This is a genomic window from Pseudoalteromonas sp. 4NS20-0020 (assembly GCF_057554385.1).
This window is the reverse complement of sequence record NZ_BAAJMI010000002.1, coordinates 14975-40719: the sequence shown is the minus strand read 5'-3', so window position 1 is coordinate 40719 and position 25745 is coordinate 14975. Positions and strand designations below refer to the sequence as shown.

Here is a 25745-nt window from a genome sequence, read left to right as displayed (position 1 = left end):
TTTATTGATCAAAAGTTTTCAAACAGGTATGTTTAGCGGATATTTTTACTGAGCAAGGATTGCAACGTTGTGAGTAAGGCTAGTTTTTTTTTAAAGGTTAACGATAAAAACCTTAACGTTACACACCTACAAGGCCACGAAACACTTAATCAAGGTTTTTATTACTCAATAACCGTAGAGTCCTCAGAAAATCTCCAATCTGATAATTTATTAGCTAACGCTAATGTCATCTTTGTAAATAAAAAAAATCAATACCGACAACAAGCAGGACTAATTACATCTGTTACCAACTTAGGTGCATTTAATAAGGTTTATCGTTTTGCTATTTCCGTGCAAGACAGGCTCTCAACATTAAAAAACACGGCAAATAGCAAAGTGTTTATATCAGTTAACATACAAGACGTACTGACACACTTAGCATACAAGGCGGGCTATTCAGCAGGGCAAATTGTATTTAGAACAAGTTCTGCTTTACCTCAGGTAGCGCAATGTGTACAAGCAATGGAAAGTGACTGGTCATTTTTTAATAGGCTCACATCTCAACATGGCCTTTTTTATTGGATTGAAAGCGATACAAACACCGAAACATTAATAATAAGTGACAGTAATTTAAATAGTCCCTACTTAAATACAGGTGTACTCGAGGTCAAAGCAACGGCTGGCATGAACGCGCTTTACAACAATAGTTTTTTTGGATTTATGCACAGTGAAGTAAAACAAAGCATATCTAATAATGCAGCAATAAGTAATGCACATGGGCAATTTCAAAAAGTAGCCAGCAATAGCCAATCGTTTTTTGAGCCCGTAGCAGAAACACCTAGCCAAGCTGCATTACAAGCACAAAATTTTAGTAACGCATTAGGTACACATAACAAGGTAATTACCTTAACAGGTAACGTATCAGATGTATTTGCAGGATGCTCAATATCACTTGACGATCAAATGGGGTTTGCCAGCGGCGATTTGCTGTGTATAAAAGTAGAACACACGCTAAATCAAGCAAATGACGAAAGCAGCCATAACGGCGAAACGCATTATCATTGTGTTGCACAATTTATTGAGCGCGGTATGCCCTTTAAACCAATGCCTGTGGATCACACAGCTAAACCAATGGTTTTTGCAGCAAAAGTTGAATCATTAACGGGTAACGCATTTGTAGATGAACATGGCGAATATAGAACACGTACCGACTTTGATAAAACAGCACGGCCATTAACTCAGTCAAGCCCTGCATTAAAAAAATTGGCGCTATATGCATGTCAAAACCAACCTCAAGCCACTGGCTGGCACTTCCCACTGGTCGGTGGCTCAGAGGTACTTATTGGGTGTATTAATAACGACCCCAACAACGCATTTATAATGGGTTTTGCACTTAACGCTGATCAGCCAAGTGTAGTAACAGCAGCCAACCCAACACATAACCGCCTTTTAAGCGCAGCCCAAAACGAACTTTTATTTGACGACGAGCAAAACGAGCCTAAAGTCATTTTACAAACGCTCGCAAGTGAACATTACATAGAGCTCAACGCTAAACAATCTGGCCGACAGTTTATTGAATGGATAAGCCAACTCGGTACTATTAATTTACACGCTGGACGCGATCTATGCCTTGAAACCGAACAAAGTAATGTGCAATTTGTTATTAAAAACAATCAATTTATTGATGTAAAAAATAACATTGAGCAAACTTCCAATAACAGCCACATAAATTATCAAAGCGCAGGTAATCAATCTTTCAGTAGTAAAAACACACGTGTTGAAAGCGATCAAGAGCTGTCGTTACTTGCTGGTCGCGCTATAAAAGTAAATATCCAAAGCGACATACTTCTTAAAACTGATAATAGCGATTTAAAGCTTAATGTGCCTAATGGCTCTACATTTTTACAAACCAATAACAGTATTGATATTACGGGCTCCGGCCAAGGCGATTTAATTATTCACAACGCAGGCGGCGAGATAAAACTGGACAGCCAAGGTAATGTTGACATTACTGCAACAAATGTACTCACACTCGATGGCACATTTATAACCTTTGATGGCCCGGTTGATTACGACATAACCAGCCCACAAACCGCCAGCAGCCCAAGTACCTCAAATCCAGCCAGTATTAGCCAAATCACCGCGTTTGATTTGAGTGACAATACGCTATCTGCAGGCTCACTCGCTCAGCTTGATCTTGAATATCTTTATAATGATGGCTCACCCGTCGAGGGTGTTGACTATATCGTTATCGATAATGAGGGTGTTGAACACACCGGCTCACTGGCAAACGGTGCAGCCTCCCTAGCTAATTTACCGCAAGGTAAAAGTGATGTTTTGCTACGTGCAACCACACAAGCTGATGAGCAAAAACTCATTCAATTGCGCAAAGAATTCAATCAACACCTTACTTCCATGCTTGATGAAATTCGCAAACAAGCCGCGATTGGCGATGCTATTTTTGAGCAAGAGGACTTTTTTACTCAATGGATGATTGAAACCGGTGCACGCGCAACGGGCCTGTATCAAGGCGCTAAATCCCTTGTAACGGGTATTGCTGATTTAATCGTGCTTGGAATTGATGTTAATATCAGTGTGTATTCTGCTTGCTTTAGAATGATTGATGCCGTTGCAAGTGGTGATAAACAGGCTGTAAAACAAGAACTCGAAACCATTTTAGCCTTTAGCCAAAAAACAACCAGTGCATTGTCACAAGCCTTTGAGCTATTAATTGTATTAATGGACGATGAGGATATCCGCAATACACTCGCGCGCTTCCCCTATGATTATATTGAAGCCCATTCCTATGTTGAAAAACAGCGCATAACCGGCATTATGGCCTTTGAAGTTTTACTAGCAATATTAACAGGTGGGGTTGGTGTTGCCGCATCTGTAGCAAGTAAATCAAAACACCTTGCCAATGCGCACCGCTCACTAGTTAAAACGGCCGACATACTCAAACGAGAGCAACTTAACAAAACTATCTCGCATACCGTATCGCCTCAGCAACCTAAGTTAATTGAGCGCATTGACAAGCCCGATGCGACATTACAGCCAGGCATAAACAGAGGCGTAACAACACAGGTGTCAGCAAGAGCACATGCTGACTACTTATTACAAAATCTGCCTGATGATATCCGTGGCAACTACCGCGCATACATCAACGCAGACGGCAAAGTTATCATACAGCGCTTAGATGGTACTAAACCACCGAAACTGCGTTATGAAAATGGCGCGTTAGTTACTGTATCTGACCAAATCGATGTGTTTAACACCATTTCACAAAAACTAAAAATTAAGCACAGCAACTTAGACTCCGCCGCAAGAAAACGTTTAAAAACACTTGAAACGGCGCGAAACAACGCAGTTGCGCAACGTGATGCTGCCCTATTAGCTGGAGACGCTAAAGCATTAAAAGATGCACAAAAAGCCATGCGACTGGCCAGTGAAGACTTAGGTGAAGAAGCTGCACGCATTTATGTACAACAAAACTACCCTAACGCCAAACCGTTAAACACAAAATTACCCGGTAACGGCAAACAAGGAGAGTTTGACCAAGTGTATATCACTGACGATGGTAAAGTGCTCATCATGGAAGGTAAAGGCGGAAATGCAACGTGGGGCAGCAGGAAGGCAGGAACAGACCGTGCCCAGCAAGGCTCCGCCAAGTACATGGATTCTGTGATAAAAAATTATAGCGATAAACTACGCATACTCACAAAAGACCCTCGCTATGGTAAAGTCGGCGAAGAGGCGTTTACTAAGCAGGTTGAGGGTATTGAAGATATGCTGGATGAGTTAGAAATTGCAAGAGAGAACAAAGCCTTAGAGTATATTGGCATACAACAAAAAGCCAATGATAATGGCCTAATTGACGTTATTGATGTGTCAATTTTTGATATCGGATTTTAAGGAGTAATTTTAAATGATTAAAAGCCATTACAGCTTTGCACAAAGAAGCTATGACAGGGCAATCAAATTATACAATAGGTTGCAAGAAGGGGGACTTGGGCGCATTCAAGAAGATCCTAGCCATGGGCTACATAATCATTTTAAGCGTAATCTGATAGCCACCTTCCCCATGGAAGCCATTGAAAACCCCAATAGCTACCACGCTTGGCTATACCTGCTACGCGCATCACAATTAGGGCACGGTATTTTTCAAAGTAACGCTAATAATGGTCAAGCCTTTCCATTCTTTTATGATGATGAGTACCTAGAGGTGATTGGCAAGAAAAACCCTGAAAATGCAGAGCATCCTGTTTGGCTACTTGCTTTATATGCCGCGATTATCGTACGCAATCAAGAGGCCATTGATTTTTTAACCACCATCGACAATGAGGTATTTGTAAACTCTAATTACGGCAATCAACGCAAACCGTTTGATTACGCCTTAGCTGATTTACTCAAAGGGTTATTCAACCCAAACGCCGACTTAGCACACCTGCTAGAGCAAGCGTATGTCACCTCAAACCCTGATGATTTTCCAGACGATGAGATATATTTACTGGTCAGTCGCTTAGAGTTTCCACTAGTCTCTATCATCGAAGCCATTTTCACCGAAAACGGCGAGCAAGCCTACAATAGCGCCATGGAGAAAGCCTTATTACTGCATAAGGAATATTACAGTGATGAAGAGCAATTAGGCGCCAATGAGGGCGCTATTCCTTTAGCGTTAACCGCAATGGCTGTTATCGCTAAAGAAGTCAAAGGCTATCAGCTCAGCGTTGAAAATGAGTACATTCCTGATTGGTTAATTAATGTTAACCCACCAAAGCCAGAATAAACGAACGTATTAATAATTACCCGCTCTTTAACAACATGGATGTTGTGAGGCTAGGCACTAAAAATAAGCGCCTAGCCTTTCAAGTAATGACGACTTTTTATGGTTAACACCCTCATTTACTTCTCTTTATTTCTCTTTGTGCAAAAAAATATTTTAAGTGAATGATTCACAAAGAGGTTAAGAGGCGCTGCGCTTAAAGAGTAAAGGTATAATTAGGTGTCTAGCAAACTATGGGAAGTCCAGTCATCTTTGCCATTTTAAAGCCACTGCAAAAAAAGAGTCCAAAAGTGAAACATTAAGGACTTGTTAGAATATATAAAAAACAATATTAAATGAAATCAGTTTGATTCAGGCTCAAGTGTTTATAGAAAACCAAAACCATCCGTTCACATACGCTTACAAAAACGGCAAACTAACACATGAAACCATGCGTGGTTCAATTCCTTACCTAGCCATTGTTTCACACAGCATAAGCAGACAAAAACTTTATACTCAACAACCCAATGTACTTGGAGCATTTCAATCATGTTTTTAAAACATTTCCTCTCTTGTTTACTGTATTTACTCTGCGCAGTAACTATGCCACTCATGGCATCAGTGCAAGCACCAAACATTGATGAATATTGCCATACCATGACCGACAAGAAAAAGGTGGCGCTAGCCGAGTTTTTTGAAAATACAAGCCAGTACGCTATTACTAACTCTCTAGATAAATACACATCACAATGGTGTAAAAACAAACTCACTGATTATAAAAATGAAACACGCCAAGACGTGAAATTAAGACTTTCACCTTTTTATAAAGATTTTGCAGGTAACCCAGCTCCTAAAGACCAGCAATACTTTGACTTATCGTTTATTTGTTTAAATAAATCACACTTTAGAACTATTGCCATATCCGCCGCAGCCGACTGGTCTGTACTAAACTGCATAAAGCATAAGGAGCAGGTTTTTTTGATCAGTATTGCTGAAATCGCGCCAGAAAAATTTGATGTAGAACTTTTATTGCAATACCCAAACATCGAAACATTTAACGTTTTTGGTGAATTTATTCACAAAAAAAAGAACGAAACAAAGTTTAAAAACATTGACGCACTGCAGCACTTACGCAAATTAAAACATTTATATATGCGTAATAACGCCACCCCAGAAGAACTCGCTGTACTGGCTAAACTTCCTCTAGAACGTTTGCATATATCGAACAGTAAAGACTTAACATTACCTTATATACCGACTTTAAATAATTTAAGCTTAAGTTTTATCAATGGCTCTATAAATATTGATGCGATACAGCATATGACCAAACTTGATCTTATCATTCTCGGGACGATACAAAACCTGAGCAACGAAGATTTAACGGCTTTTAACAAAAACTTGCCAATTAAAAATCTCACACTCGCGCATTTACCGAATATTAGTGATTTAACCTCGGTAGCTCGTTTACCTCAACTCAAAAGTATAACACTGCGAAATACCGGAGTAACTGATTTAGCTCCTTTGGCACCCACTGAAACCTTGCGCTCTATATACGTAGAAGGAGGTGCCACAACGGATGCCACAAGTTATTATGCACATGGCGGAAAAGCAACGTTTTATGGTCAAGTAATAAAATGCAGCCCCACTAATCCCGATGATTATAAACAAGGGATGCGATGTAATGCCAAACAACGAAACTGCCCATATGTAGGCGATAAATTTGCTTTTGGTAGCTCTATTGTTAATCAAATTATTAACCCTATATGTATAAAATTATTCTCAGATTAACAAAGCGGATGATTCAAACACCCTATTTGAAAGTGCCACCCAATATCAATCTGAACGCGCGCTAGTTTTACTATCACTCGCCAGGGGCAATTTAACTTAAACTTTGAGCGCGATAATAATGATGAAGAAGTAATCGCTGCTGTTGAAATACATCAATAAATAAGACAAATCACAATCAAACTTCATCACCCTTTTTAGAGATATTTATGACTACTTTAACTAAGCAACTTATATTTATAGCGCTTGCCTTAACGCTAGCGGGGTGCGACAAAGTGACTGTGAGCACCGTTACTGCATTATTAGAGCCTGCAGAAAAAATACAAACAGCCTCCTCTGAAGGAAGTGATTTTCAAGTTAATGGCTGCAATTTAACCTATAAAGGCCAATCACTTATTTTTGATGCCAATATTGATGAATGGGTTAAAATACTTGGCCCATACGATAGAGTCACTCACTTAGCAAACGATGTGTATTATTGGGATGAAATTGGTATTGGTCTCTATTCTAAAACCAATAAGCACACAGCTCAAACATTGACCTTTGAATTTAATGAAACCATTGCTTTTAGTGAAGATAATATTAGAGCCACACATGGTGAACGCCTACGCAAAACAAAAAGAGAAGCGAATGAATCTCGCTCTAAAACGCCATTTACTCAAACGCTTTGGGTTAATGGGGCTGCAATTAAAGGTAACTGGGATATGAGTAAAGTAAATAATCAACTGTACGCATTTAATCCAAAAAACCCCCATTATTTTGGTGAGGCGTATATGCCCACTATTTTTGGTTCACGTTTTGCGTGCGATAAAGAGGCCCCACCCTACTTTAATGAGGGCGAAATTGGCATTAGAGTAGATGTAAACCCACAAAATAAAAATGAAATAAAAGTGCTCAGCCTAGGCGTCACCCTCTTTTCTGAAGAATACCTAAAAGATAGAAAAGCCACACCGTCTTTTTCATCTCGTTATTTTAAAAATGTCGTTGAGCGAGTCGTTGTTCAATAACTAAACGCTAAGGAAAGCCAATGCAACCCGATATTAAAAACATCCCGCAACACCTCGGTCAGTACCTTTATCAACAAATAAAAGAGCCATGGCTTAAAGCACACCTTATTTTAGATTGCGAAAACAATAATATACTTGAGTGCAAAGCCCACTTTATAAAAGCAGATGACGATACACAGCATGCAATCATAGTATCTGAAAATATAACTGAGTTATTTAAAACATTATTTGACCATGCTATTAAAAACGAAGTTGAGGATTGGCAACGCGCTATTTTTACTATCACCCGTCAAGGTCAATTTAACTTAAACTTTGAGCGCGATAATAACGATGAAGAAGTAATCGCCGCTGTTCAAACACGTTAAGCATTAAGTTAACCCGCTCTTTAACAACATGGATGTTGTAAAGCTAGGCGCTAAAAATAAGCGCCTAGCCTTTCAAATAATGACTACTTTTTACAGTTAACGCCCTCATTTTCTTCTCATTCTTTTCTTTTGTGCAACATGGCTTTAAGTGAATTATTCACAAAGAGGTTAAGAGGCGCTTCGCTTAAAAACTAAAAGCTTACTGTGGCAACTAACTTCAAAAAACTCCGACCAACCGTTAAACACAAAATTACCCGCTAACGGCAAACAAGGAGAGTTTGACCAAGTGTATATCACTGATGATGGCAAAGTGCTCATCATGGAAGGTAAAGGCGGTAATGCAACATGGGGTAGCAGAATGGCTGGAGAGGAGCGTGCCCAGCAAAGTTCCGCCAAGTACATGAATTCAGTGATTGATAATTACACAACTAAACTAGATACACTCACAAAAGACCCTCGCTATGGTAAAGTCGGCGAAGAGGCGTTTACTAAGCAAGTTCAGGGAATTGAAGATATGCTGGATGAGTTAGAAATTGCAAAAGAGAACAAAGCCTTAGAGTATATTGGCATACACCAAAAAGCCAATGATAATGGCCTAATTGACGTCATTGATGTGTCTATTTTTGATATCGGATTTTAAGGAGTTATTTTAGATGATTAAAAGCCATTACAGCTTTGCACAAAGAAGCTATGAAAGAGCAATAAAATTATATGGTAGGCTTCAAGTAGATGAAATTGCTATGATCCAGAAAAATCCTGGTTACCAAATGCATTTTAGCTTTAAAACAAACCTGATAGACACCTTCCCGATGGAAGCCATTGAAAATCCCAATGGTTACCACGCTTGGCTATACCTCCTACGCGCCTCACAATTAGGCCACGGTATTTTTCAAAGTAACGCCAATGACGGTCAAGCCTTTGCATTTTTTTATGATGAAGAATACCTTGAAGTAATAGGTAAAACCGATGACTATGGCACTAAACACGCGACCTGGTTAGAAGCATTATATGCCGCAATTATCGTACGTAATCAAGACGCTATTGATTTTTTAATCACCATCGATAATGACGTATTTCGTCAAGCGCGATTGGGTGACCAACGTAAACCGTTTGATTACGCCTTAGCTGATTTACTCAAAGGGTTATTCAACCCAGACGCCGACTTAGCACACCTGCTAGAGCAAGCGTATGTCACCTCAAACCCTGATGATTTTCCAGACGATGAGATATATTTACTGGTCAGTCGCTTAGAGTTTCCACTAGTCTCTATCATAGAAGCTATCTTCACCGAAAATGGTGAGCAAGCCTACAATAGCGCCATGGAAAAAGCTTTATTACTGCACCAAGAGTATTACAGCGATGAGGAGCAATTAGGCGCCAATGAGGGCGCTATTCCTTTAGCGTTAACCGCAATGGCCGTTATCGCTAAAGAAGTCAAAGGCTATCAGCTTAGCGTTGAAAATGAGTACATTCCTGATTGGTTAATTAATGTAAACCCACCAAAACCAGAATAAACGAACGTATTAATAATTACCCGCTCTTTAACAACATGGATGTTGTGAGGCTAGGCACTAAAAATGAGCGCCTAGCCTTTCATATAACGATTACTTTTTTAGGTTAACTTCCTCATTTACTTCTCATTTTTTTCTCTTTGTGCAACATGGCTTTAAGTAAAATATTCACAAAGAGGTTAAGAGGCGCTTCGCTTAAAGAGTAAAAGCTTACTGTGGCAACTAACTTCAAAAATTCCGACCAACCACTAAACGCCAGTAATTAAACCACTTAACCCCGGTATGTAATAATGACTAAACAATTTTTACCCCAACTAAAAGAAATTAAAGACCCTGAAATCCCTCCGAAAGGGATAAAGTATTTAACTACCATTGAAGACTCATTAAACTACCCTGGACGATATCACTCTTTTTACAATCAAAACGGGTACTTATCAATCGTCCTTCATTGGATTATTTCACCAAAAAATCAACCTCCTTTTTTAGCAACGAGGCAGTTTGATGCACCATTATCAGTTTTGCCTTGGTTTGTTAATAAATTTGAGTTTTTTACCAAAATGCCTCACGAAGGTGGACTACCTCGTGGCAAGATTAGCACTGACGACCTCGTTGAAAATGAAAAAATAGGGCTAACACGCTTAATGGGCCGGCTAAATGCTAGGGGCGATCAAGGTTATAGTTTATCAAACTATTCACGAAAAGATCATGAGTCAACAAATTATCAAATATTAAATATATCAGATAGTTACTTTTTTCAAGGTGGATTCTTTGATACGTGGAAAGAGCTTGCCAAAAAATACGAAAACGGCACTTTATAAACTTTACCGCTAAGGAAAGCACATGCAACCAGATATTAAAAACATCCCGCAACACCTCGGTCAGTACCTTTATCAACAAATAAAAGAGCCATGGCTTAAAGCACACCTTATTTTAGATTGCGAAAACAATAATATACTTGAGTGTAAAGCCCACTTTATAAAAGCAGATGACGATACACAGCATTCAATTACAGTATCTGAAAATATAACCAAGTTATTTAAAACATTATTTGACCACGCCATTAAAAATGAGACTGAAAATTGGCAACGCGCTATTTTTACTATCACTCGTCAAGGTCAGTTTAACTTAAACTTTGAGCGCGATAATAATGATGAGTCCCTACTAATAATTTAATTGCGGATCGTTTGTATATTTTTTATGTTTAATTTTGATTAATTAACAACAATAATTGAACCTAGGCTGGATACATATTAAACTGTAGGCCGATTTGTTATTTAAACAAACGAAAGTCAAGGAAGACGAGCGAGTACCCCCCCTTTTGTTGATAGTCCTCCATGATATTTCGTGAAATTGAACACTACTAAATGATTTTATGGAGTACCTATGAAAAAGTTAAGCGCACTGGCACTATTGTTAATTTTAACTGGTTGTTCAACCACCTCTCCTGTTCAAGAAACTGAGCAAGTGTCAGTAGAGCCTGTTAATGAGGTAGTTGAGGAAAACGCACCAATTTCGTTAACCGTTATTACCAACCCTGCTGATGCACGCGTGCGCATTATGAATATTGCCCCTGTTTACCAAGACGCCATGGAATTAAAAGAAGGTAAGTACGATATAGAAGTTACCAAAGCAGGTTACCTTACCTACAGAAAGTGGGTTGTTGTTGATAAAAAAATAATTTTAACTGTAGAGTTAGATGAAATAGCCGCGGACCAAAGCGCCAATTAATACCAGTCATTATCGATTTACGCTTAATGCCTTTAACTATAAAGATAAAAGGCATTGAGCGCATAAAAATGTATACCCACCTACCAGTAAAACTATATTTAATAAAATGCACACCCAAAGTACCGTTATAAAACGCTTTTTTTGTGATTTATGACGCAACAATTGCTGAGCAATTAACGCCCCTGGCCAGCCCCCACATAGTGCTAATAAATGAAGAGTTCGCTCGCTCGTACGAGTCACTTTTTTATTTACCGACTGCTTAGCTTTGTGTTTATCCCACGCATACATAATAAATGTTATGGCACTAATAGCAGTTATATAAGTAGGCGCCAAAATAGTTACGCCCCACTGAAAATGTACAAACCATACTATGGATATAAAAAGTAAGGATAGAGCTATTAAGATTTTCTTTATCAAGTAATTATCGCCTATACTGGTCTGTATCAATTCAAATAATAAGAGAATAATTATGACATATTTTAAAGTGCTATTTTTTACTTTGTGCTTTTTAGCTTTTACAACTCACGCAAAAGAACAACCACTTAAACTTGATAAACACCTTAGTGTATTTCAGCCTTATTTAGGCTCGTGGCAAGCTGATTTTGATGTTGCACCAGGCACTAAACCAGTTCAAGACGTAGGCTTATGGGAGCGTGCGCTTAATGGTAAGGCAATAAGAACAAAACACTCTATTAATGAGGGTGAATATGGTGGCGAGTCGATGATTTTTTACGATAGCAAAAAAGACTCATTGGTTTTTTATTATTTTACAACAGCCGGTTTTTATACAAAAGGCACTATAAAAGTACTCAGCCCTACGCAGTTTGTTGCTTACGAAGAGGTTACAGGTAGTAAAGAAGGCATTACTAAAGTGAAGTCGACCAGCGATTTAAAAGATGGGAAATTGGTTGTGTCTACCTCCTATTTAAAAAAAGGTGAATGGACCAAACCAGAGTCACGCATTTATACGCGTAGCAATCAAGCCGTAAAATTCAAATAGCTCCCGGTGCTTATGGCAAAAAAAAGGCAGCTTTCGCTGCCTTTTTTGTTAATTATAACGCGATTATTTTGCGAATTTTTTAAATGGTTCGTCCACTGGCGTATTTGCTAGGTGGTTAGTGTAGTTGCTCATTACCTTTTGCGATAAACCTACAATAATCTCTAGTAGTTGCTGTTGACCGTAACCCGCTGCAAAAAACTTTTCTATTTGCTCGTCACTAATTACGCCACGTTCACGCGTCATAGCCAATGTTGTTTCACGTAATGTTTCGAGTTTTGCATCTGCAAGCGGTGTTTTATTCACTAAAGCATCAACAATACCTTGGTCAACTTTCATTGACGCTGCAATGGCACTGTGTGCTGGTACACAGTAATGACAGTCATGTTCAACGTTAATTGATTGCCATACCACTGTTAACTCTTCTGCGTTAAATGAAGTGTTTTGAAATAATTCGTGAAGTACTTGGTAACCTTTTAATAGCGTTGGTGCCTCAGCCATTACTGCGTGTAAATTAGGTAACATGCCAAATGCAGCAACTGAATCGGCTAATAAAGGTTTTGACTCTTCAGGTGCATTTTCTGCTGTATATAAAGTAAATTCTGCCATTGTTAGCTCCAAAAATAAGTTGTTTAAGTAACGTCGAAGCACATACTATTTGATTTTGAGCGACTGCTCAAGTTAAAATTGAGCAAATGTTCAAATTAATTGAGAAACAGCATGGTCAACAAAGTTAAATTTGAGCGCGAGACTGTTGTCCGCCTTGCCAGTCAGCTATTTTGGGAAAAGGGATTTAATGCCACTTCGACCCGCGATCTACAGGACGCAATTAATATGCGCCCAGGTAGTATCTATTCTGCGTTTGGCTCAAAGGAAGGGTTGTATATTGAGTCTTTAAAAAATTACACCATGCAAATAGAAGATCAAATAAAAACGTGTTTATTGGCTTCGCCTACTATTATTGGTGGTTTACAAACGTTTGTTGAAAACGTCATCATTAAAGATAAAAAAAATGCCCCGAGCGCCATTTGCATGCTAGTAAAAGCAAATTGTGAGTTTGCCGATGAAGACAGCTGTTTGTATTCATTAAGCCTTGATTTATCAGACAAATTTGAAGATTATTTAAGCGATTTATTTGCACAAGCCATTGCGCGTGAAGAGCTAAAAGGCGAGGTTAGCCCAAAAGACTATGCTCGCTTTTTTAAAGTGCAATTTACAGGGCTACGCGGCTACTTTAACCGCCCGGGTGTTGAAGAGCTTGCACAACCTATGATTGATCAAATGTTTAAAATTATGAAAACGCTCTAAACTAAACAACTCAATTAATGAAAAAACGGCGGTAATATAATTACCGCCGTTTTTTATTTTTAGGAATTATGTACCTGTTAGGTTTTTAACTTATTGAGTTCGCTATCTTGTTGAGCAACTAGCTTATTAAGAACTTCGCTACTATCGCCTGCCTGCGAGGATAAACCAGACAACTGAGATGCCGCATCAGAAATAAGCGTTAAATTACGATTTATTTCTTCTGTTACTAGGCTTTGCTCTTCAGCCGCTGTTGCAATATGCGTTATTTGATTGGTTATTTCATCCACTTTTACAACCACACTGTGCAACGCGTCAAAGGCGACAGAGGTTTCGTCAACTGCGTTTTGTGCTCTTACAACGCCTTTTTCTATCACGGTGGAAGCATTACCAACCTCACGCAGTAGGCTGTCTATTAGGTTGCTAATATCATCAGTAGATGAACGTGTTTTAGAAGCAAGTGCTCGCACTTCATCAGCTACAACTGCAAAACCTCGGCCGTGTTCGCCTGCCCTTGCTGCTTCAATGGCTGCATTGAGTGCCAGTAAGTTAGTTTGCTCTGAGATGGTTCTGATCACATCTAAAATTTGCGTTATGTCTTTACTACGTGTCGCTACTTTTTCAACTGCTTGGTTTGCCTCTTTTATTTCTTCAGACATAGTTTTTACTTGCGTCATAGCCGACGACAAGCTCGACTCACTGCTTACCACTAAGCCGTTTATTTCGTCAGCTTGCTGCGCTGATTGCTCTGAAGCTCTTGCTACCTCAAGCGCCGTTGCGCTCATTTCGTTCATAGCGGTAACAACGCTTTCTATTTCTTTAAACTGCGCCTGCACATTATGTTTAGTGTCGATGGCTATATGCTGGGCAATTTCGCCTTGTTGCTTAGTCTGATCTGATACGGCTTTAAGCTCAGCAATTAGGTCGCGTAATTTAGTTAAAAAACGATTAAAGCCACCAGCCAGTGCAATTAGTTCGGCATGGCTGTCTACATGTAAGGTGTGTGTTAAGTCGCCTTCTGAACTGGCTAAGTTATCAACGCGTTCTTGTATTTGTTCAAGTGGGGCTATAACACCTGCTACAACAAATTTCATAACTACAAAAGCAACACCCGCAATAATTAAGCCGGTTACTAAAATAATAGTGCCCAATGCTGCTGCGGTACTTTGCATATTTTCGCTTAAAGCCTGTGGGCCAGCCAGTGCTAAATTTGCAGGTACTTCAATAATAAGCGACCACTGAGTGTCTGCAAGCTTTATATTTATAGGGTAATTAACCAGGTAAGTGTCATCCGCTTTTAAAAGATTATTTTCACCTCGTACCTTTTCAACTTTACTGGTAATAGTGGATGACATTGCTTCTTTATAAGGCCGGCCAAGCTTGGTTTTGTAGTGGCTACTGCCTACGATTAAACCAAAATCACTTAATAAGGTAACCTTAGCTTGACCGTTATACAGCTCTTTTGAAAGCTGCTCTGTTAACTTTTGAAAAACCGGCAACGTTAAATCAACGCCAGATATACCAACAAACCGACCATCTCTGACAATAGGAACCGTAAGAGACGTCATCATTTCTGAATTGCCTGGCGTAATTTCGTATAAGTAAGGTTCCATAATACACGGCTTAACGTTGTCTTTAGCACACAAATACCATTCAGACTCTCGTAGGCCAAATTCATTAAGCTTAGTAAAATATTTTTCGGCAGGGTCGTCTACAACTTGCTGCTCAACCACGCCTTCTTTACTGCGTGTAAAATAAATTTCGAGTGTACCAGCACCATCAACAGAGTGACTGTAACCGTTTGTAAATTGTGTATCTTTTGAATCATACCCATTTACTTCAAACTGGGAATAGATGGAAGAAAGCGACTCATTATTATTTAATATGGATTTATTAAGATTAACAACGGATTCGCGGCTAAGTGCGTCATTACCCGCCGTGCCACTTAATATGGCAGCTAGTGAAAAAGGAACACGGTATGCCTCGTTAATAAACCCTGCAATTCTTTCACCGTATACAGCCGCGTTTGCACTTAGTTTTTCTTCAACTTCTGCCACTATGTATTTTTCTGATTGGCTTGATAGCTCATCGTTACTCGACGACAGCTCCCACCACAGAATGCTCGATAGCAGTAACACGGTTATAAATATGCTACCTACTGTAAGCCATAATAGTTTTTTTGCTAACGATATTTCTCGCATTGACCTGCCCTTTGTTTAAACTACAAGTACAGTTTAGACGATTTTACTAATCAAGCTATCGATAACCGCGAACAAAATTTAATTTAATACAATACGTTGAGTTTTAACGCTTAGCCAAAATAGCTGTGGTTATTGAGGCACCTATGAGTAAAGCAACGCTCACCCATAAACACGCTACAAAACCATAAACCTGAAATACCCACCCCGAAAGCACCGTACCCAGTAAACGCCCCATGGCATTGGCCATATAATAAAAGCCAACATCAAGCGATACACCATCGCTTTTAGCAAAACTGACAATTAAATAACTATGTACTGATGAGTTAACGGCAAATACACCGCCGAATATAAGTAAACCTATAATCAAGGTGGCATGCACAGCAACATCAAATTGCATAAGTAGTGCTAAAAGTGCAGTTACACCACTTAATAGCAACACCCATAAATAGGCATGTTTAACAGTATCAACGTTTGAGTTACTGGTGCCGGTAATACGCGGCGCTTGCGATTGCACTCCACCGTAGCCAATCACCCAAAGCGCCATAAAGCCGCTAACCCACCAAAAGTTCCAGTTAAACTGCTGGGCTAAATAAATAGGTAAAGCCACCACAAACCATACATCACGCGCGGCAAACAAGCATAATCGTGCTGCACTTAGTAAATTTATTGCACGGGATTTAGAAAATAGCTCTTTAAACTTAGGCTTATTTTTAGCCTTACCCATGTCGCCTTTTAAAAATACAACGCTAATAATCCACGCAATAGTGAGTAATAAAATTAGGGCTTTTAAAGCACCTACAAAACCCAGTACCGTAAGAAGTAAACCGCCTAAAAAGAAGCCCACGCCTTTTAACGCGTTTTTAGAGCCCGTTAAAATAGCCACCCACTTGTAAAGCTGGCCTTGGCCGCTTTCTCCCTCGGGCACTAAATGTTTAATGGCGCTTTTGGCACTCATTTTATTTAAATCTTTGGCTATACCGCTAAGCGCTTGTGCCGCCATAACATAAGCAACTGTAAGCCATTCACTTGGCGCGCATAACATGGCAAGCGCCATTATTTGCAGCGCCAGGCCAAAGTTCATGGTTTTATTAAGGCCTAAATGAGCCCCTAGCCAACCGCCCACTAAATTGGTGATCACACCAAAAATTTCGTAAAACAAAAACAGCATGGCAATGGCCAGTGCACCATACCCTAACTGATGAAAATGCAGCACTACCAGCATGCGTAGTGCGCCATCGGTTAAGGTAAATGCCCAGTAATTACCGGTAATAATTAAATACTGTTTTATTGCTGTAGGTAAATTAGCAAGTTGCTCAAACATGGGTAACGCCCTTTAAACCTTATAAATGGTTAAACCACGTCGCTTTTAGCAACTTTAAGCATAAGCTCGGCGGTACGGTTAGCGTAGCCCCATTCGTTATCGTACCAAGCGTATAATTTAAGCTGGGTATTATTAATAACCATGGTAGAAAGCGCATCAATAATGCAACTGCGTGGATCGGTTTTGTAATCAATCGATACCAGCGGTTTTTCTTCGTAACCTAATACACCTGCAAGCTCGTTTTTAGACGCCTGAGCAAACCATTCATTCACCTCTGTTGCAGTAACTCCACGCTCAAGCTCAAATACACAGTCGGTAATAGATGCGTTAGTTAAAGGTACGCGCACGGCATGGCCATTTAACTTACCTTTTAACTCAGGGAATATATGCGTAATGGCTGTTGCACTACCGGTTGTGGTAGGTATTAAACTAGTACCGCACGAACGAGCACGGCGTAAGTCTTTATGTGGCGCATCAATAATAGTTTGGGTATTGGTAATATCATGAATAGTGGTCATTGAGCCGTGCTTAATGCCTACTTTTTCTTGCAGTACTTTTACAATAGGCGCTAAACAGTTAGTCGTACACGAAGCCGCAGTCACAATTTTGTGCTCATTTGGGTTATATAAATCATCGTTAACCCCCATAACCACATTTAAAATACCGTCTTCTTTTACCGGAGCGGTTACCACAACGCGCTTAACACCTTGTGCTAAATATTGATTTAACAGCTCAGTGGTTTTCATTTTACCGCTGGCTTCTATTACTACATCGCAATCAGACCAATCGGTATCGCTAATGGTTTTGTAATTGGTAACTGCAATAGTGTGTTTGCCCACACTAAAGCTATTCCCGTTTGCTGTAACGCTGTGTGCTAAACGCCCGTGCACTGAGTCAAACTCTAATAAATGGGCATGTGTTTTAGCATCGCCTGCTACATCGTTTACTTTAATAAATTCTACTTCTGGCCACTCTAGTGCTGCGCGCAGTGTTAAACGTCCCATACGGCCAAAGCCGTTAATACCTACTTTAATTGTCATAATAAATACCTTTAGTAAAGTTATATCAATTTGCTTAATTAACAGCAGCTTGCTGCACGCTCTGGGCGATTCCCCATTGCATTGAGTCGATTTAAATCGTCGTTATAAAACGCAGAATTTTCGTTTTTGGTTTGTGTTAGTACGCTAAGAGCCCACTGTGGCAGGGCTTTATTAATGCTGTAGTACACCCATTGATTTTGCTTACGGTCGCTCAATAAGCCACATTGCCTAAGCTGTGCTAAATGGCGCGACACTTTAGGTTGGCTCAGTTCAAGCGCAGCAACAAGCTCACACACACATAGCTCTTGCTCATGGCTAATTAATAACATGGCTTTTAAGCGCGTATCGTCGGCTAAGCATTTGTAAAATTGAAGTGGGTTGAATTGTTCCATAGCATCCTCGTTTAGTTAGTGTGCATACAATAAAACAAAATTAGAACATATGAAATAGTGAATATACGATTTTCCGTATGTTTATTTAAAAGCCCGCTTCAATTAATGTGATCTCTAGTAAATTGCAGCGCACAAAAAAGCCCAGTGGCAAACCACTGGGCTTTTACAGTGCTAAGTAATCAGTTAATTAAATAACCGAAAGCTCCACTTCAATATTACCGCGTGTAGCATTTGAGTATGGGCATACTTGGTGTGCTTTATTTACCAGCTCTTGCGCTGCTGCTTTATCCATATCACCTAGTGATACAGCTAATTTAACTGCAATGCCAAAACCGCCTTCAATCGCGCCAATAGATACTTCAGAGTTAATGTGTGTATCACTTGGTAGCGCAATTTTTTCGCTACCTGCTACAAATTTTAGTGCACCAATAAAGCACGCTGCATAACCAGCTGCAAATAATTGCTCTGGGTTTGTGCCTTGTCCATCGTCGCCACCTAGCCCTTTTGGGGTTGATAAGTTTACATTTAAACGGCCATCGTCTGATTTAGCTACACCTTCACGGCCACCGGTTGCAGTTGCTTTTGCTGTGTAGGCAACGTTTTGTAATACATTCATAGTGAACTCCAAAGTTTATCAATTAATTTAGTTTGCATGCAAAATAATAGGACAAGTAATTAGAGATTGCAAATACTTTGCATGCAAATTAAAATGTTTTTTGAGTTGAAGGTATTAACGCACTAGGAGTTGGGTATGTCATTTGAGCAACTAAAATTAAAAAATCAGCTTTGTCATAGGTTATATATGGCATCAAATAGCATTGCACGTGCTTACCGTGAGCCTTTAGCTGCACTTAATTTAACGTATCCGCAGTATGTAGTAATGATGGCGCTGTGGGAGCAAGACAAAATAACCATAGCGCAGCTAATAGATAAAACCGCTATTGATGGCGGCGCTATGACCCAAATACTCAAAAAAATGACCGAAAAGTCTCTGCTGGCTGTTATTAAAGATGAGCACGATAAGCGTAAGCGCCTAATTCAGCTTACCAAAAGTGGGCAAGCCCTTAAAAACGAAGCCGCTGATATTCCAAAAAATATATTATGTAAGTTTGAAAGTGTAGACCCCACAAAAGCCAAACAGCTAATGCAGCTGCTTGATTTAGTAATAAGCGATTTAACAACTAAAAACGATGATGAGTTAGCCAACTAACGCGGTTATTTTTTGTTGAATAAACGCCCTAAATGCGCTGATCACCGGGGTCATTTGGCGCCGGTCGGCGTACATCATATAAAGCGGTAGCGGATCGCTTTGCCACTCGGGGCACAAATGAACGAGTTGCCCGCTTGCTAAATCATCAATTACATCTAAGTACGACTTATACGCAATGCCTTTCCCCTCTAGCGCCCAGCGCCTAACCATTTCGCCATCGTTAACTATGTGTTGGCAATTTAGCTGCACTTTTTGCACTGCGCCATTTTTATAAAATCGCCACTCTTTAAACACCTCGCCAAAGCGCATAAAGGTAATGGTGGTGTGCTGTGTTAAATTAAGGGGATGTGTAAGCAATCCATTTTTAGCAATATAGTCAGGAGAGGCCACTAAAATACGCGCATTATTTAAAAAAAGCGGCGCTGCAATTAACTGCGAATCTTTTGGTACACCAAAGCGCAGCGCAATATCAATTGATTGGCTGTAAATGTCGCTTACTTCGTCACTTAAGTGCAGTTTAAGTTTTACATGCGGGTAGTGTGCTAAAAACTCATTAAGCCATTCACTTAGTTTATTGCGCCCTAAGTCGCACGGAGCCGATACCTGTAGCGTTCCCGTTACTTCGCCCACTGCGGTTTGTACTGCAGCTACCCCTTGTTGAATAAGCGAAAGTGAATCTTTGGCGTAACTTAAAAACTGCTCCCCTGCCACACTTAATCGTAAGCTGCGGGTAGAGCGAATAAACAGCACGTTTCCTAAATCTTTTTCTAGGCGCTTAATAGCTGCACTTACCGCCGCTGGGGTTTGCGCGTTTTGCCGTGCGGCTTCAGAAATACTGGCACAACTGGCTACATCTATAAAGGTTTGAATATCGTTAAATGATCGCATATTTTCAATTAAAATTTGAAAGTGCTTTAGTTTTTCATGTCTTTTTCTATTTTTCAACTGAGCTATAGTGTTTGCATATTAAAAAGTACTTAAAATCATCAGGAACCCACATGAAAGCATTTGGCTACACCAAAAACTCTAAAACACTCACAGCAAGCTCTATACAAGCAATTGAGCTTGATACCCCAACCGCTACAGGGCACGACCTACTTATTGAAGTAAATGCTATTTCGGTAAACCCTGTAGATACAAAAATACGTGCAAATGTAGCGCCAGAGCAAGGCTACAAAGTATTAGGTTGGGACTGCGTAGGCGTTGTAAAAGCCGTTGGCGAGTCGGTTTCGTTATTTAACGTGGGGGATCGTGTATTTTACGCCGGCGATTTATCGCGCCAAGGTAGTAATGCGCAATTTCAATTAGTTGATGAGCGTATTGTAGGGCGTGCGCCTAAAACATTAACCGACGCACAAGCCGCAGCGCTGCCGCTAACCAGTATTACCGCTTACGAAATGCTGTTTGAGCGCTTACAAGTGCCTAAAAATAAGCAAAATACTCAGCAATCTATTTTAGTTATTGGCGCCGCAGGTGGCGTTGGCTCTATTTTGGTACAGCTTGCCAAGCAACTTACGGGGCTAAACGTAGTAGGTACTGCATCGCGCGAGCAAAGCGTAACTTGGCTTAAAGAGTTAGGAGCCGATCACGTGCTCGATCATTCTAAAAACTTAAACGAGCAGCGCCTAGAGCTTGGTTTAGCTGAGTTTGATTACGTTGTTGGCTTAACCCATACCGACCAATACCAAGACCAAATAGTGGAATGTATTAAACCGCAAGGTAAATTTGCGCTAATAGATGACCCTACATCGTTCGATATTTTAAAATTTAAGCATAAGTGTATATCGGTGCATTGGGAGTTTATGTTTACTCGCTCGCTATTTACTACAACCGATATAACAGCGCAGCACACCTTACTTAATGAAATTAGTGAGCTGATAGACGCAGGTACACTTAAAACCACTCTTGGGCAAAATTTAGGCCCAATTAACGCCGCTAATTTATATAAAGCACACCAAATTTTAGAATCGCACACCTCACGCGGTAAACTTGTTTTAGAAGGCTTTGAAGCATGAACCAGATTAAAAAAATACTTTTAGTTGCAGCCTGTAGCACTGCGTTTTTAACCAGCAGTGTGTTTGCGAATTCCGCTAATCAAAATGCTGATTTAAAAACAGTAGCCACATTCGACGCGCAGCACCCACCGGGTAATATTGCTATTACGCCCTCGGGTCGTAAGTTTTTATCGGTACATGGTTTTTACGGCCAAAAACAAAAAATTATGGAGCTATTAAGCGATGGCACCACCAAACCCTACCCTAATGAAGAATGGGCATACGCGTATAAAAACGGCAAAGGCTTTTACGACGTACTTGGCATAAATGTATCTGCCGATGGCGTATTATGGATGCTTGATACATCAGGCCCTGATCATGCTGGGCGTTTAGTCGGTTGGGATACCAACAAAGAGCAGCTGCATAAAATAATTTATTTAGCTAAACCCACCATTACCGACACCTCGTTTTTAAACGATTTAGTTATCGATAATAAACACGGCGTTGTATACATTGCCGACACCGCACAAGGCAGCCAAGCCGCTATTATTACCGTAAATTTAAAAACAGGTGAGGCGCGCAGAGTCTTACAAAATAGCCCATACACCACAGCCGAAAATATCGATATGGTCATTGAAGGGCGCACCATGAAACTAGGCGGCCAACCAGCACGTTTAGGGGTAAACCCAATCACACTCGACCCAAGCGAACAGTGGCTTTACTTTGGCTCTATGTCTGGCACGTCGGTTTATCGTATTGCCACAAGCGATATTAACAATAAAAGCCTGAGCGCAAGCGCCCTTGAAAGTAAAGTAACGCGTTACGGCACTAAACCCATTTCAGATGGCATTATTGTTGATGGCGGCGGCAATGTGTATGTTACCGACATAACCAACGGCGCAATTGGCGTGGTAAAACCAAGCGGTAAATACCAGGTATTATTTAAAGACGAGCGCTTAAGCTGGCCTGATGGCTTTAGTTATGGCGCCGATCATAAAATATATTTTACCGTAGATGAGCTACATCGCTCGCCAGTATTAAATAACGGTAAAAATGCCAGCCAAGGAAAATTTAGTGTGCTGTCGTTCGACCCACTAGTAAAGGGTAAAGTAGGGCGCTAAATACAGCGTATAAACCATACGCCACGCACCTGTTGCGTGGCTTTTTGGTGCAACTTTTAACCCTTTTAGCCCCAAAGTGGTGCTAAGCGCTCAAAAGTTATTTTTAGTGTTTTAATAAATATCTGATTTGTATTCATAAAATATTCAATTAACAGTTGGCATAATTCTTTCAAAGTACAGATGTGTTCAGTGAAACTTTCAAGGAAAATACCATGGCTAACCTATACCACACCCTTTACCTACTATGGCGTTTAGACATTAGCGTATGGCAGGTAAACGATCCGAGCAATACCCATACTACGTGCGACAAAGAGCGAGTTTACAGCCGATAACTTTCGTATTTATAGGCTTTGCAAGCGCGGCCATTGCGTTGTATTGTTAAGTTACTAAAAACAATATGATTGGAACGTGTATGCACGCCTTAGAAGTAAATTTTGATGGCTTAGTTGGCCCTACTCACAACTATGCGGGTTTATCGTATGGTAACGTTGCCTCGTTAAATAATGCGGCAAGTTTTTCAAACCCTCAAGAAGCTGTGTTACAGGGCCTTGAAAAAATGAAAGCCATGCACGACAAAGGCCTAACACAAGGTGTGTTTGCGCCCCACGCACGCCCCGATTTAAACGTACTACGTCGCCTAGGATTTACCGGCAACGATTCGCAAGTTATTCATAAAGCATTTAAAGCCGACCCTATTTTATTGCGCGCGTGTTATTCGGCCTCTGCAATGTGGACCGCCAATGCCGCTACTGTTTCTCCATCGCCAGATACCCTCGATGGCAAAGTGCATTTTACCTCAGCTAATTTAAACAATAAGTTTCATCGCTCCCTAGAGCCTGCTACAACTACCCGCTTACTAAAAGCCATGTTTAATAACGATAGCTATTTTGCACACCACACGCATTTACCCGATCAGGGCTTTTTTGGCGACGAAGGCGCGGCTAACCATACCCGACTTTGCGACAGCCACGGCGAGCAAGGCCTAGAAATGTTTGTATTTGGTGCAAGTGCCTTTAACAGCCAATTACCAAAACCGGCTAAGTTTCCTGCAAGGCAAACACTAGAAGCCTCAGAAGCCATTTGCCGATTACATAACTTAAAAGAATCGAGCCAAATTTTACTGCAGCAAAACCCAGATGTTATAGACCAAGGCGTGTTTCATAACGATGTAATTGCAGTTGGTAACGCAAACGTATTGCTTTGCCACCAGCAAGCATTTTTAAACCAACAAGATGCCCTGCAAGAAATTCGCGATGCCTACACCGGCAGCAAACAGCTATATATAATTGAAGTACCTACCGATAAAGTAAGCATTAGCGATGCAGTAAGCAGTTACTTATTTAATAGCCAATTAGTAAGCCTAGATGATGGCTCAATGCTATTAGTAGCGCCACAAGAGTGCCAACGTAATAGCGCAGTAAACGCCTACATTGAAGAAATGATTTTAGCCGATAACCCAGTCAACCAAGTGCAGTTTTTTGACCTGCGACAAAGTATGCAAAATGGCGGCGGCCCTGCCTGCCTGCGTTTACGTGTAGCTCTTAACGAGCAAGAACTTACTGCGGTAAACCCAGAGGTTATTTTAACCGATACTAAATACACTCAGCTTTGTGACTGGGCAAAGCGTAACTACCGCGATAAGTTAGGTGCAAGCGACTTTGCCGACTCAGCCCTACTTACCGAAAGCTACCAAGCACTAGATGAACTCACCCAGCTCCTTAATTTAGGCTCGGTATACGACTTTCAATTAGAAGGTTAATACTCGTCAGCAAAAAGCTAATACAAAAATAGCGAGCCAAGGCTCGCTATTTTTATTTGTGCTTATGCTAATAGTGTTTAAAGGTTTTATTTACCGTTATTAACCGTTACTGCCGATGCCATCGACTCAGATATATGCAATGTACGCTGCGGAAACGGAATACTCAGCCCCGCGCCTTCTATGGCCTCTTTAACGCGTTTATTTAAATCCCACACGGTTTGCCAGTAATCGCCATTTACAGCCCATGCACGTAATTGAATATTTACTGCGCTTTCGCCTATTGAGGTAACCATTACTTTAGGTGCGGGCTCGGCGAGTAATCGGCTCTCTGATTCGGCGAGTTCTTTAAGTACATTTAAGCCCACATCAATAGAGTCGGCGTACGAAATACCCACCACTATATCCATGCGCCTTTTACCGTTACGGGTAAAGTTTTTAATGTTGCCGCCCCATACTTTACCGTTAGGCGATGCGATATAAAGGCCGTCGGTGGTTTTAAAAATGGTCGTAAATAAGTTTATTTCGTTCACTGTGCCAAGCGTGCCGCTCGCATCTACAAAATCGCCTATTTTAAATGGCCTAAGTATGAGTAGCATAATGCCGGCTGCAATATTACTTAAGGTGTTTTTAAGCGCCAAACCAATCGCTAAACCCGCCGCGCCCATTAGCGCTATTAAGCTTGCCGTATTAACGCCAAAAATATCTAAAATAAACAGCCCAGCAATTATGTAAACTAAATACCCCGCAATGCTCGATAAAAGCGGCAGTAGCGTTTCGTCTACTTTTTTTAATGGTGACTTAGAATTTTTAATCGCTTTTTTTACTGAACGCGCAATAAGCGCACTCGCAACTAAAATAGCCAAAGCTAATACCACTTTGTAACCTAAAGTGATGATAGTTTCTGAATGGCTTTGCCAAAACACAATAAGTTTATCTTTCATACATATTCCAACTATGGGCTGATTATCAGCAAGAATTAAATCTATACACTTCAAAAGAAGTGGCGGGAGTATATAGTAAAAATTTTAAAGCGATAGCATTAAAATAAGTGGAAGGTGTGCCTATATCAGCAAATTAATTGGGCAAAGTTTTTCTTTTTTTCGCTTAAATTTTCACACTTAAAAACTTAGTGCTCACAAACTAGTTAACCTATGGCGTACATACTTTTGTTCAAAAATACGCAAAGTAAAATATAAATTAATTTCAAGTAAATATTCTAAAAACCTATTCAATCTAAATTCAGCTTAGCTCTCCTACAATCCGCTTTA

Annotated in this window: 25 protein-coding genes and 1 pseudogene; 17 read left to right on the top strand and 9 right to left on the bottom strand. The window is 40.3% G+C overall.

Annotated elements, in window-relative coordinates; translation table 11 throughout:
- Positions 1-69 precede the first annotated feature (69 nt).
- From AC27JL_RS04210 to AC27JL_RS04160, 11 genes and pseudogenes are all read left to right on the top strand, one after another.
- Positions 70-3891 carry a contractile injection system protein, VgrG/Pvc8 family gene (locus AC27JL_RS04210; protein ID WP_487194885.1) on the top strand — a complete coding sequence of 1274 codons (3822 nt, stop codon included), beginning with the start codon at positions 70-72 and terminating at the stop codon, positions 3889-3891.
- A 13-nt stretch (positions 3892-3904) separates the two neighbouring features.
- Positions 3905-4765 (top strand): immunity 49 family protein, encoded by an 861-nt coding sequence (locus AC27JL_RS04205; RefSeq protein ID WP_487194883.1) that lies wholly within the window; start codon positions 3905-3907, stop codon positions 4763-4765.
- Between the two features lie 525 nt (positions 4766-5290).
- On the top strand, positions 5291-6529 hold the full coding sequence (locus tag AC27JL_RS04200) for a hypothetical protein (RefSeq protein ID WP_487194882.1): 1239 nt from the start codon (positions 5291-5293) through the stop codon (positions 6527-6529).
- Positions 6530-6586: 57 nt separating this feature from the next.
- Positions 6587-6688 (top strand): annotated as a pseudogene (locus AC27JL_RS04195) (DUF600 domain-containing protein); the annotation flags it as partial.
- A 47-nt stretch (positions 6689-6735) separates the two neighbouring features.
- Positions 6736-7533, top strand: a complete 798-nt coding sequence (locus AC27JL_RS04190; protein WP_487194881.1) for a DUF7738 domain-containing protein — start codon at positions 6736-6738, stop codon at positions 7531-7533.
- 20 nt (positions 7534-7553) lie between these two features.
- Positions 7554-7898 carry an immunity protein YezG family protein gene (locus AC27JL_RS04185; RefSeq protein ID WP_277054808.1) on the top strand — a complete coding sequence of 115 codons (345 nt, stop codon included), beginning with the start codon at positions 7554-7556 and terminating at the stop codon, positions 7896-7898.
- A gap of 286 nt (positions 7899-8184) precedes the next feature.
- Positions 8185-8538 carry a hypothetical protein gene (locus AC27JL_RS04180; RefSeq protein WP_487194880.1) on the top strand — a complete coding sequence of 118 codons (354 nt, stop codon included), beginning with the start codon at positions 8185-8187 and terminating at the stop codon, positions 8536-8538.
- Between the two features lie 13 nt (positions 8539-8551).
- On the top strand, positions 8552-9412 hold the full coding sequence (locus tag AC27JL_RS04175) for an immunity 49 family protein (protein WP_487194879.1): 861 nt from the start codon (positions 8552-8554) through the stop codon (positions 9410-9412).
- 287 nt (positions 9413-9699) lie between these two features.
- A complete protein-coding gene (locus tag AC27JL_RS04170; protein ID WP_487194878.1) occupies positions 9700-10227 on the top strand; it encodes a hypothetical protein in 528 nt (175 codons plus the stop codon).
- 22 nt (positions 10228-10249) lie between these two features.
- On the top strand, positions 10250-10582 hold the full coding sequence (locus tag AC27JL_RS04165) for a DUF600 domain-containing protein (RefSeq protein WP_487194877.1): 333 nt from the start codon (positions 10250-10252) through the stop codon (positions 10580-10582).
- Positions 10583-10792: 210 nt separating this feature from the next.
- A complete protein-coding gene (locus AC27JL_RS04160; RefSeq protein ID WP_277054819.1) occupies positions 10793-11137 on the top strand; it encodes a PEGA domain-containing protein in 345 nt (114 codons plus the stop codon).
- A gap of 36 nt (positions 11138-11173) precedes the next feature.
- On the opposite strand, the gene AC27JL_RS04155 is transcribed toward AC27JL_RS04160, so the two are convergent.
- Positions 11174-11425, bottom strand: coding sequence for a DUF1294 domain-containing protein (locus AC27JL_RS04155; protein WP_338109308.1), 252 nt, complete (start codon positions 11423-11425; stop codon positions 11174-11176).
- A gap of 181 nt (positions 11426-11606) precedes the next feature.
- Between AC27JL_RS04155 and AC27JL_RS04150 the strand changes: the two genes are divergently transcribed.
- Positions 11607-12137, top strand: a complete 531-nt coding sequence (locus AC27JL_RS04150) for a hypothetical protein (protein WP_006794431.1) — start codon at positions 11607-11609, stop codon at positions 12135-12137.
- Positions 12138-12200: 63 nt separating this feature from the next.
- Here the strand turns inward: AC27JL_RS04150 and AC27JL_RS04145 are convergent, their stop codons facing one another.
- Complete coding sequence (locus AC27JL_RS04145) at positions 12201-12743, bottom strand: carboxymuconolactone decarboxylase family protein (RefSeq protein WP_006794430.1); 543 nt, start codon at positions 12741-12743, stop codon at positions 12201-12203.
- Positions 12744-12854: 111 nt separating this feature from the next.
- Here AC27JL_RS04145 and AC27JL_RS04140 point away from each other — a divergent pair, with 111 nt between their 5' ends.
- Entirely contained in the window at positions 12855-13442 is a 588-nt protein-coding gene (locus AC27JL_RS04140) for a TetR/AcrR family transcriptional regulator (RefSeq protein WP_138739527.1), read from the top strand.
- A 77-nt stretch (positions 13443-13519) separates the two neighbouring features.
- On the opposite strand, the gene AC27JL_RS04135 is transcribed toward AC27JL_RS04140, so the two are convergent.
- The 5 genes from AC27JL_RS04135 to AC27JL_RS04115 all read right to left on the bottom strand — a co-directional run bounded on the left by AC27JL_RS04135 (position 13520) and on the right by AC27JL_RS04115 (position 19009).
- The gene (locus AC27JL_RS04135) at positions 13520-15640 is read right to left on the bottom strand and encodes a methyl-accepting chemotaxis protein (protein ID WP_487194876.1); all 2121 of its coding nucleotides are present in this window, start codon (positions 15638-15640) and stop codon (positions 13520-13522) included.
- Positions 15641-15743: 103 nt separating this feature from the next.
- Positions 15744-16961 carry an organoarsenical effux MFS transporter ArsJ gene (gene arsJ, locus AC27JL_RS04130; protein ID WP_006794427.1) on the bottom strand — a complete coding sequence of 406 codons (1218 nt, stop codon included), beginning with the start codon at positions 16959-16961 and terminating at the stop codon, positions 15744-15746.
- 29 nt (positions 16962-16990) lie between these two features.
- Positions 16991-18001 (bottom strand): ArsJ-associated glyceraldehyde-3-phosphate dehydrogenase, encoded by a 1011-nt coding sequence (locus AC27JL_RS04125; protein WP_487194875.1) that lies wholly within the window; start codon positions 17999-18001, stop codon positions 16991-16993.
- 38 nt (positions 18002-18039) lie between these two features.
- The gene (locus AC27JL_RS04120) at positions 18040-18393 is read right to left on the bottom strand and encodes a metalloregulator ArsR/SmtB family transcription factor (RefSeq protein WP_487194874.1); all 354 of its coding nucleotides are present in this window, start codon (positions 18391-18393) and stop codon (positions 18040-18042) included.
- 187 nt (positions 18394-18580) lie between these two features.
- A complete protein-coding gene (locus AC27JL_RS04115; protein WP_029773654.1) occupies positions 18581-19009 on the bottom strand; it encodes an organic hydroperoxide resistance protein in 429 nt (142 codons plus the stop codon).
- A gap of 135 nt (positions 19010-19144) precedes the next feature.
- Between AC27JL_RS04115 and AC27JL_RS04110 the strand changes: the two genes are divergently transcribed.
- Positions 19145-19603 carry a MarR family winged helix-turn-helix transcriptional regulator gene (locus AC27JL_RS04110; RefSeq protein WP_487194873.1) on the top strand — a complete coding sequence of 153 codons (459 nt, stop codon included), beginning with the start codon at positions 19145-19147 and terminating at the stop codon, positions 19601-19603.
- Here the strand turns inward: AC27JL_RS04110 and AC27JL_RS04105 are convergent.
- On the bottom strand, positions 19592-20491 hold the full coding sequence (locus AC27JL_RS04105; RefSeq protein WP_033035064.1) for a LysR family transcriptional regulator: 900 nt from the start codon (positions 20489-20491) through the stop codon (positions 19592-19594). The genes AC27JL_RS04110 and AC27JL_RS04105 overlap by 12 nt on opposite strands.
- A gap of 110 nt (positions 20492-20601) precedes the next feature.
- Between AC27JL_RS04105 and AC27JL_RS04100 the strand changes: the two genes are divergently transcribed.
- The 3 genes from AC27JL_RS04100 to astB all read left to right on the top strand — a co-directional run bounded on the left by AC27JL_RS04100 (position 20602) and on the right by astB (position 24477).
- Positions 20602-21618: a zinc-binding alcohol dehydrogenase family protein gene (locus AC27JL_RS04100; RefSeq protein WP_487194872.1), complete on the top strand. Its 1017-nt coding sequence runs from the start codon at positions 20602-20604 to the stop codon at positions 21616-21618.
- Positions 21615-22718, top strand: coding sequence for an L-dopachrome tautomerase-related protein (locus AC27JL_RS04095; protein ID WP_487194871.1), 1104 nt, complete (start codon positions 21615-21617; stop codon positions 22716-22718). Before AC27JL_RS04100 ends, AC27JL_RS04095 begins: the two co-directional genes overlap by 4 nt.
- Positions 22719-23130: 412 nt before the next feature.
- Complete coding sequence (gene astB / locus AC27JL_RS04090; RefSeq protein ID WP_006794420.1) at positions 23131-24477, top strand: N-succinylarginine dihydrolase; 1347 nt, start codon at positions 23131-23133, stop codon at positions 24475-24477.
- A gap of 86 nt (positions 24478-24563) precedes the next feature.
- Here the strand turns inward: astB and AC27JL_RS04085 are convergent, their stop codons facing one another.
- Positions 24564-25418: a mechanosensitive ion channel family protein gene (locus AC27JL_RS04085; RefSeq protein ID WP_487194870.1), complete on the bottom strand. Its 855-nt coding sequence runs from the start codon at positions 25416-25418 to the stop codon at positions 24564-24566.
- Positions 25419-25745 lie beyond the last annotated feature (327 nt).

Coding starts and splice junctions, on each gene's coding strand:
- AC27JL_RS04160 (WP_277054819.1), top strand. CDS start 10,793: ATGAAAAAGTTAAGCGCACTGGCACTATTGTTAATTTTAACTGGTTGT.
- AC27JL_RS04170 (WP_487194878.1), top strand. CDS start 9,700: ATGACTAAACAATTTTTACCCCAACTAAAAGAAATTAAAGACCCTGAA.
- AC27JL_RS04200 (WP_487194882.1), top strand. CDS start 5,291: ATGTTTTTAAAACATTTCCTCTCTTGTTTACTGTATTTACTCTGCGCA.
- arsJ (WP_006794427.1), bottom strand. CDS start 16,961: ATGTTTGAGCAACTTGCTAATTTACCTACAGCAATAAAACAGTATTTA.
- AC27JL_RS04140 (WP_138739527.1), top strand. CDS start 12,855: ATGGTCAACAAAGTTAAATTTGAGCGCGAGACTGTTGTCCGCCTTGCC.
- AC27JL_RS04095 (WP_487194871.1), top strand. CDS start 21,615: ATGAACCAGATTAAAAAAATACTTTTAGTTGCAGCCTGTAGCACTGCG.
- AC27JL_RS04165 (WP_487194877.1), top strand. CDS start 10,250: ATGCAACCAGATATTAAAAACATCCCGCAACACCTCGGTCAGTACCTT.
- AC27JL_RS04185 (WP_277054808.1), top strand. CDS start 7,554: ATGCAACCCGATATTAAAAACATCCCGCAACACCTCGGTCAGTACCTT.
- AC27JL_RS04155 (WP_338109308.1), bottom strand. CDS start 11,425: ATGTATGCGTGGGATAAACACAAAGCTAAGCAGTCGGTAAATAAAAAA.
- AC27JL_RS04190 (WP_487194881.1), top strand. CDS start 6,736: ATGACTACTTTAACTAAGCAACTTATATTTATAGCGCTTGCCTTAACG.
- AC27JL_RS04100 (WP_487194872.1), top strand. CDS start 20,602: ATGAAAGCATTTGGCTACACCAAAAACTCTAAAACACTCACAGCAAGC.
- AC27JL_RS04085 (WP_487194870.1), bottom strand. CDS start 25,418: ATGAAAGATAAACTTATTGTGTTTTGGCAAAGCCATTCAGAAACTATC.
- AC27JL_RS04120 (WP_487194874.1), bottom strand. CDS start 18,393: ATGGAACAATTCAACCCACTTCAATTTTACAAATGCTTAGCCGACGAT.
- AC27JL_RS04175 (WP_487194879.1), top strand. CDS start 8,552: ATGATTAAAAGCCATTACAGCTTTGCACAAAGAAGCTATGAAAGAGCA.
- AC27JL_RS04115 (WP_029773654.1), bottom strand. CDS start 19,009: ATGAATGTATTACAAAACGTTGCCTACACAGCAAAAGCAACTGCAACC.
- AC27JL_RS04145 (WP_006794430.1), bottom strand. CDS start 12,743: ATGGCAGAATTTACTTTATATACAGCAGAAAATGCACCTGAAGAGTCA.
- AC27JL_RS04125 (WP_487194875.1), bottom strand. CDS start 18,001: ATGACAATTAAAGTAGGTATTAACGGCTTTGGCCGTATGGGACGTTTA.
- AC27JL_RS04205 (WP_487194883.1), top strand. CDS start 3,905: ATGATTAAAAGCCATTACAGCTTTGCACAAAGAAGCTATGACAGGGCA.
- astB (WP_006794420.1), top strand. CDS start 23,131: ATGCACGCCTTAGAAGTAAATTTTGATGGCTTAGTTGGCCCTACTCAC.
- AC27JL_RS04110 (WP_487194873.1), top strand. CDS start 19,145: ATGTCATTTGAGCAACTAAAATTAAAAAATCAGCTTTGTCATAGGTTA.
- AC27JL_RS04135 (WP_487194876.1), bottom strand. CDS start 15,640: ATGCGAGAAATATCGTTAGCAAAAAAACTATTATGGCTTACAGTAGGT.
- AC27JL_RS04105 (WP_033035064.1), bottom strand. CDS start 20,491: ATGCGATCATTTAACGATATTCAAACCTTTATAGATGTAGCCAGTTGT.
- AC27JL_RS04150 (WP_006794431.1), top strand. CDS start 11,607: ATGACATATTTTAAAGTGCTATTTTTTACTTTGTGCTTTTTAGCTTTT.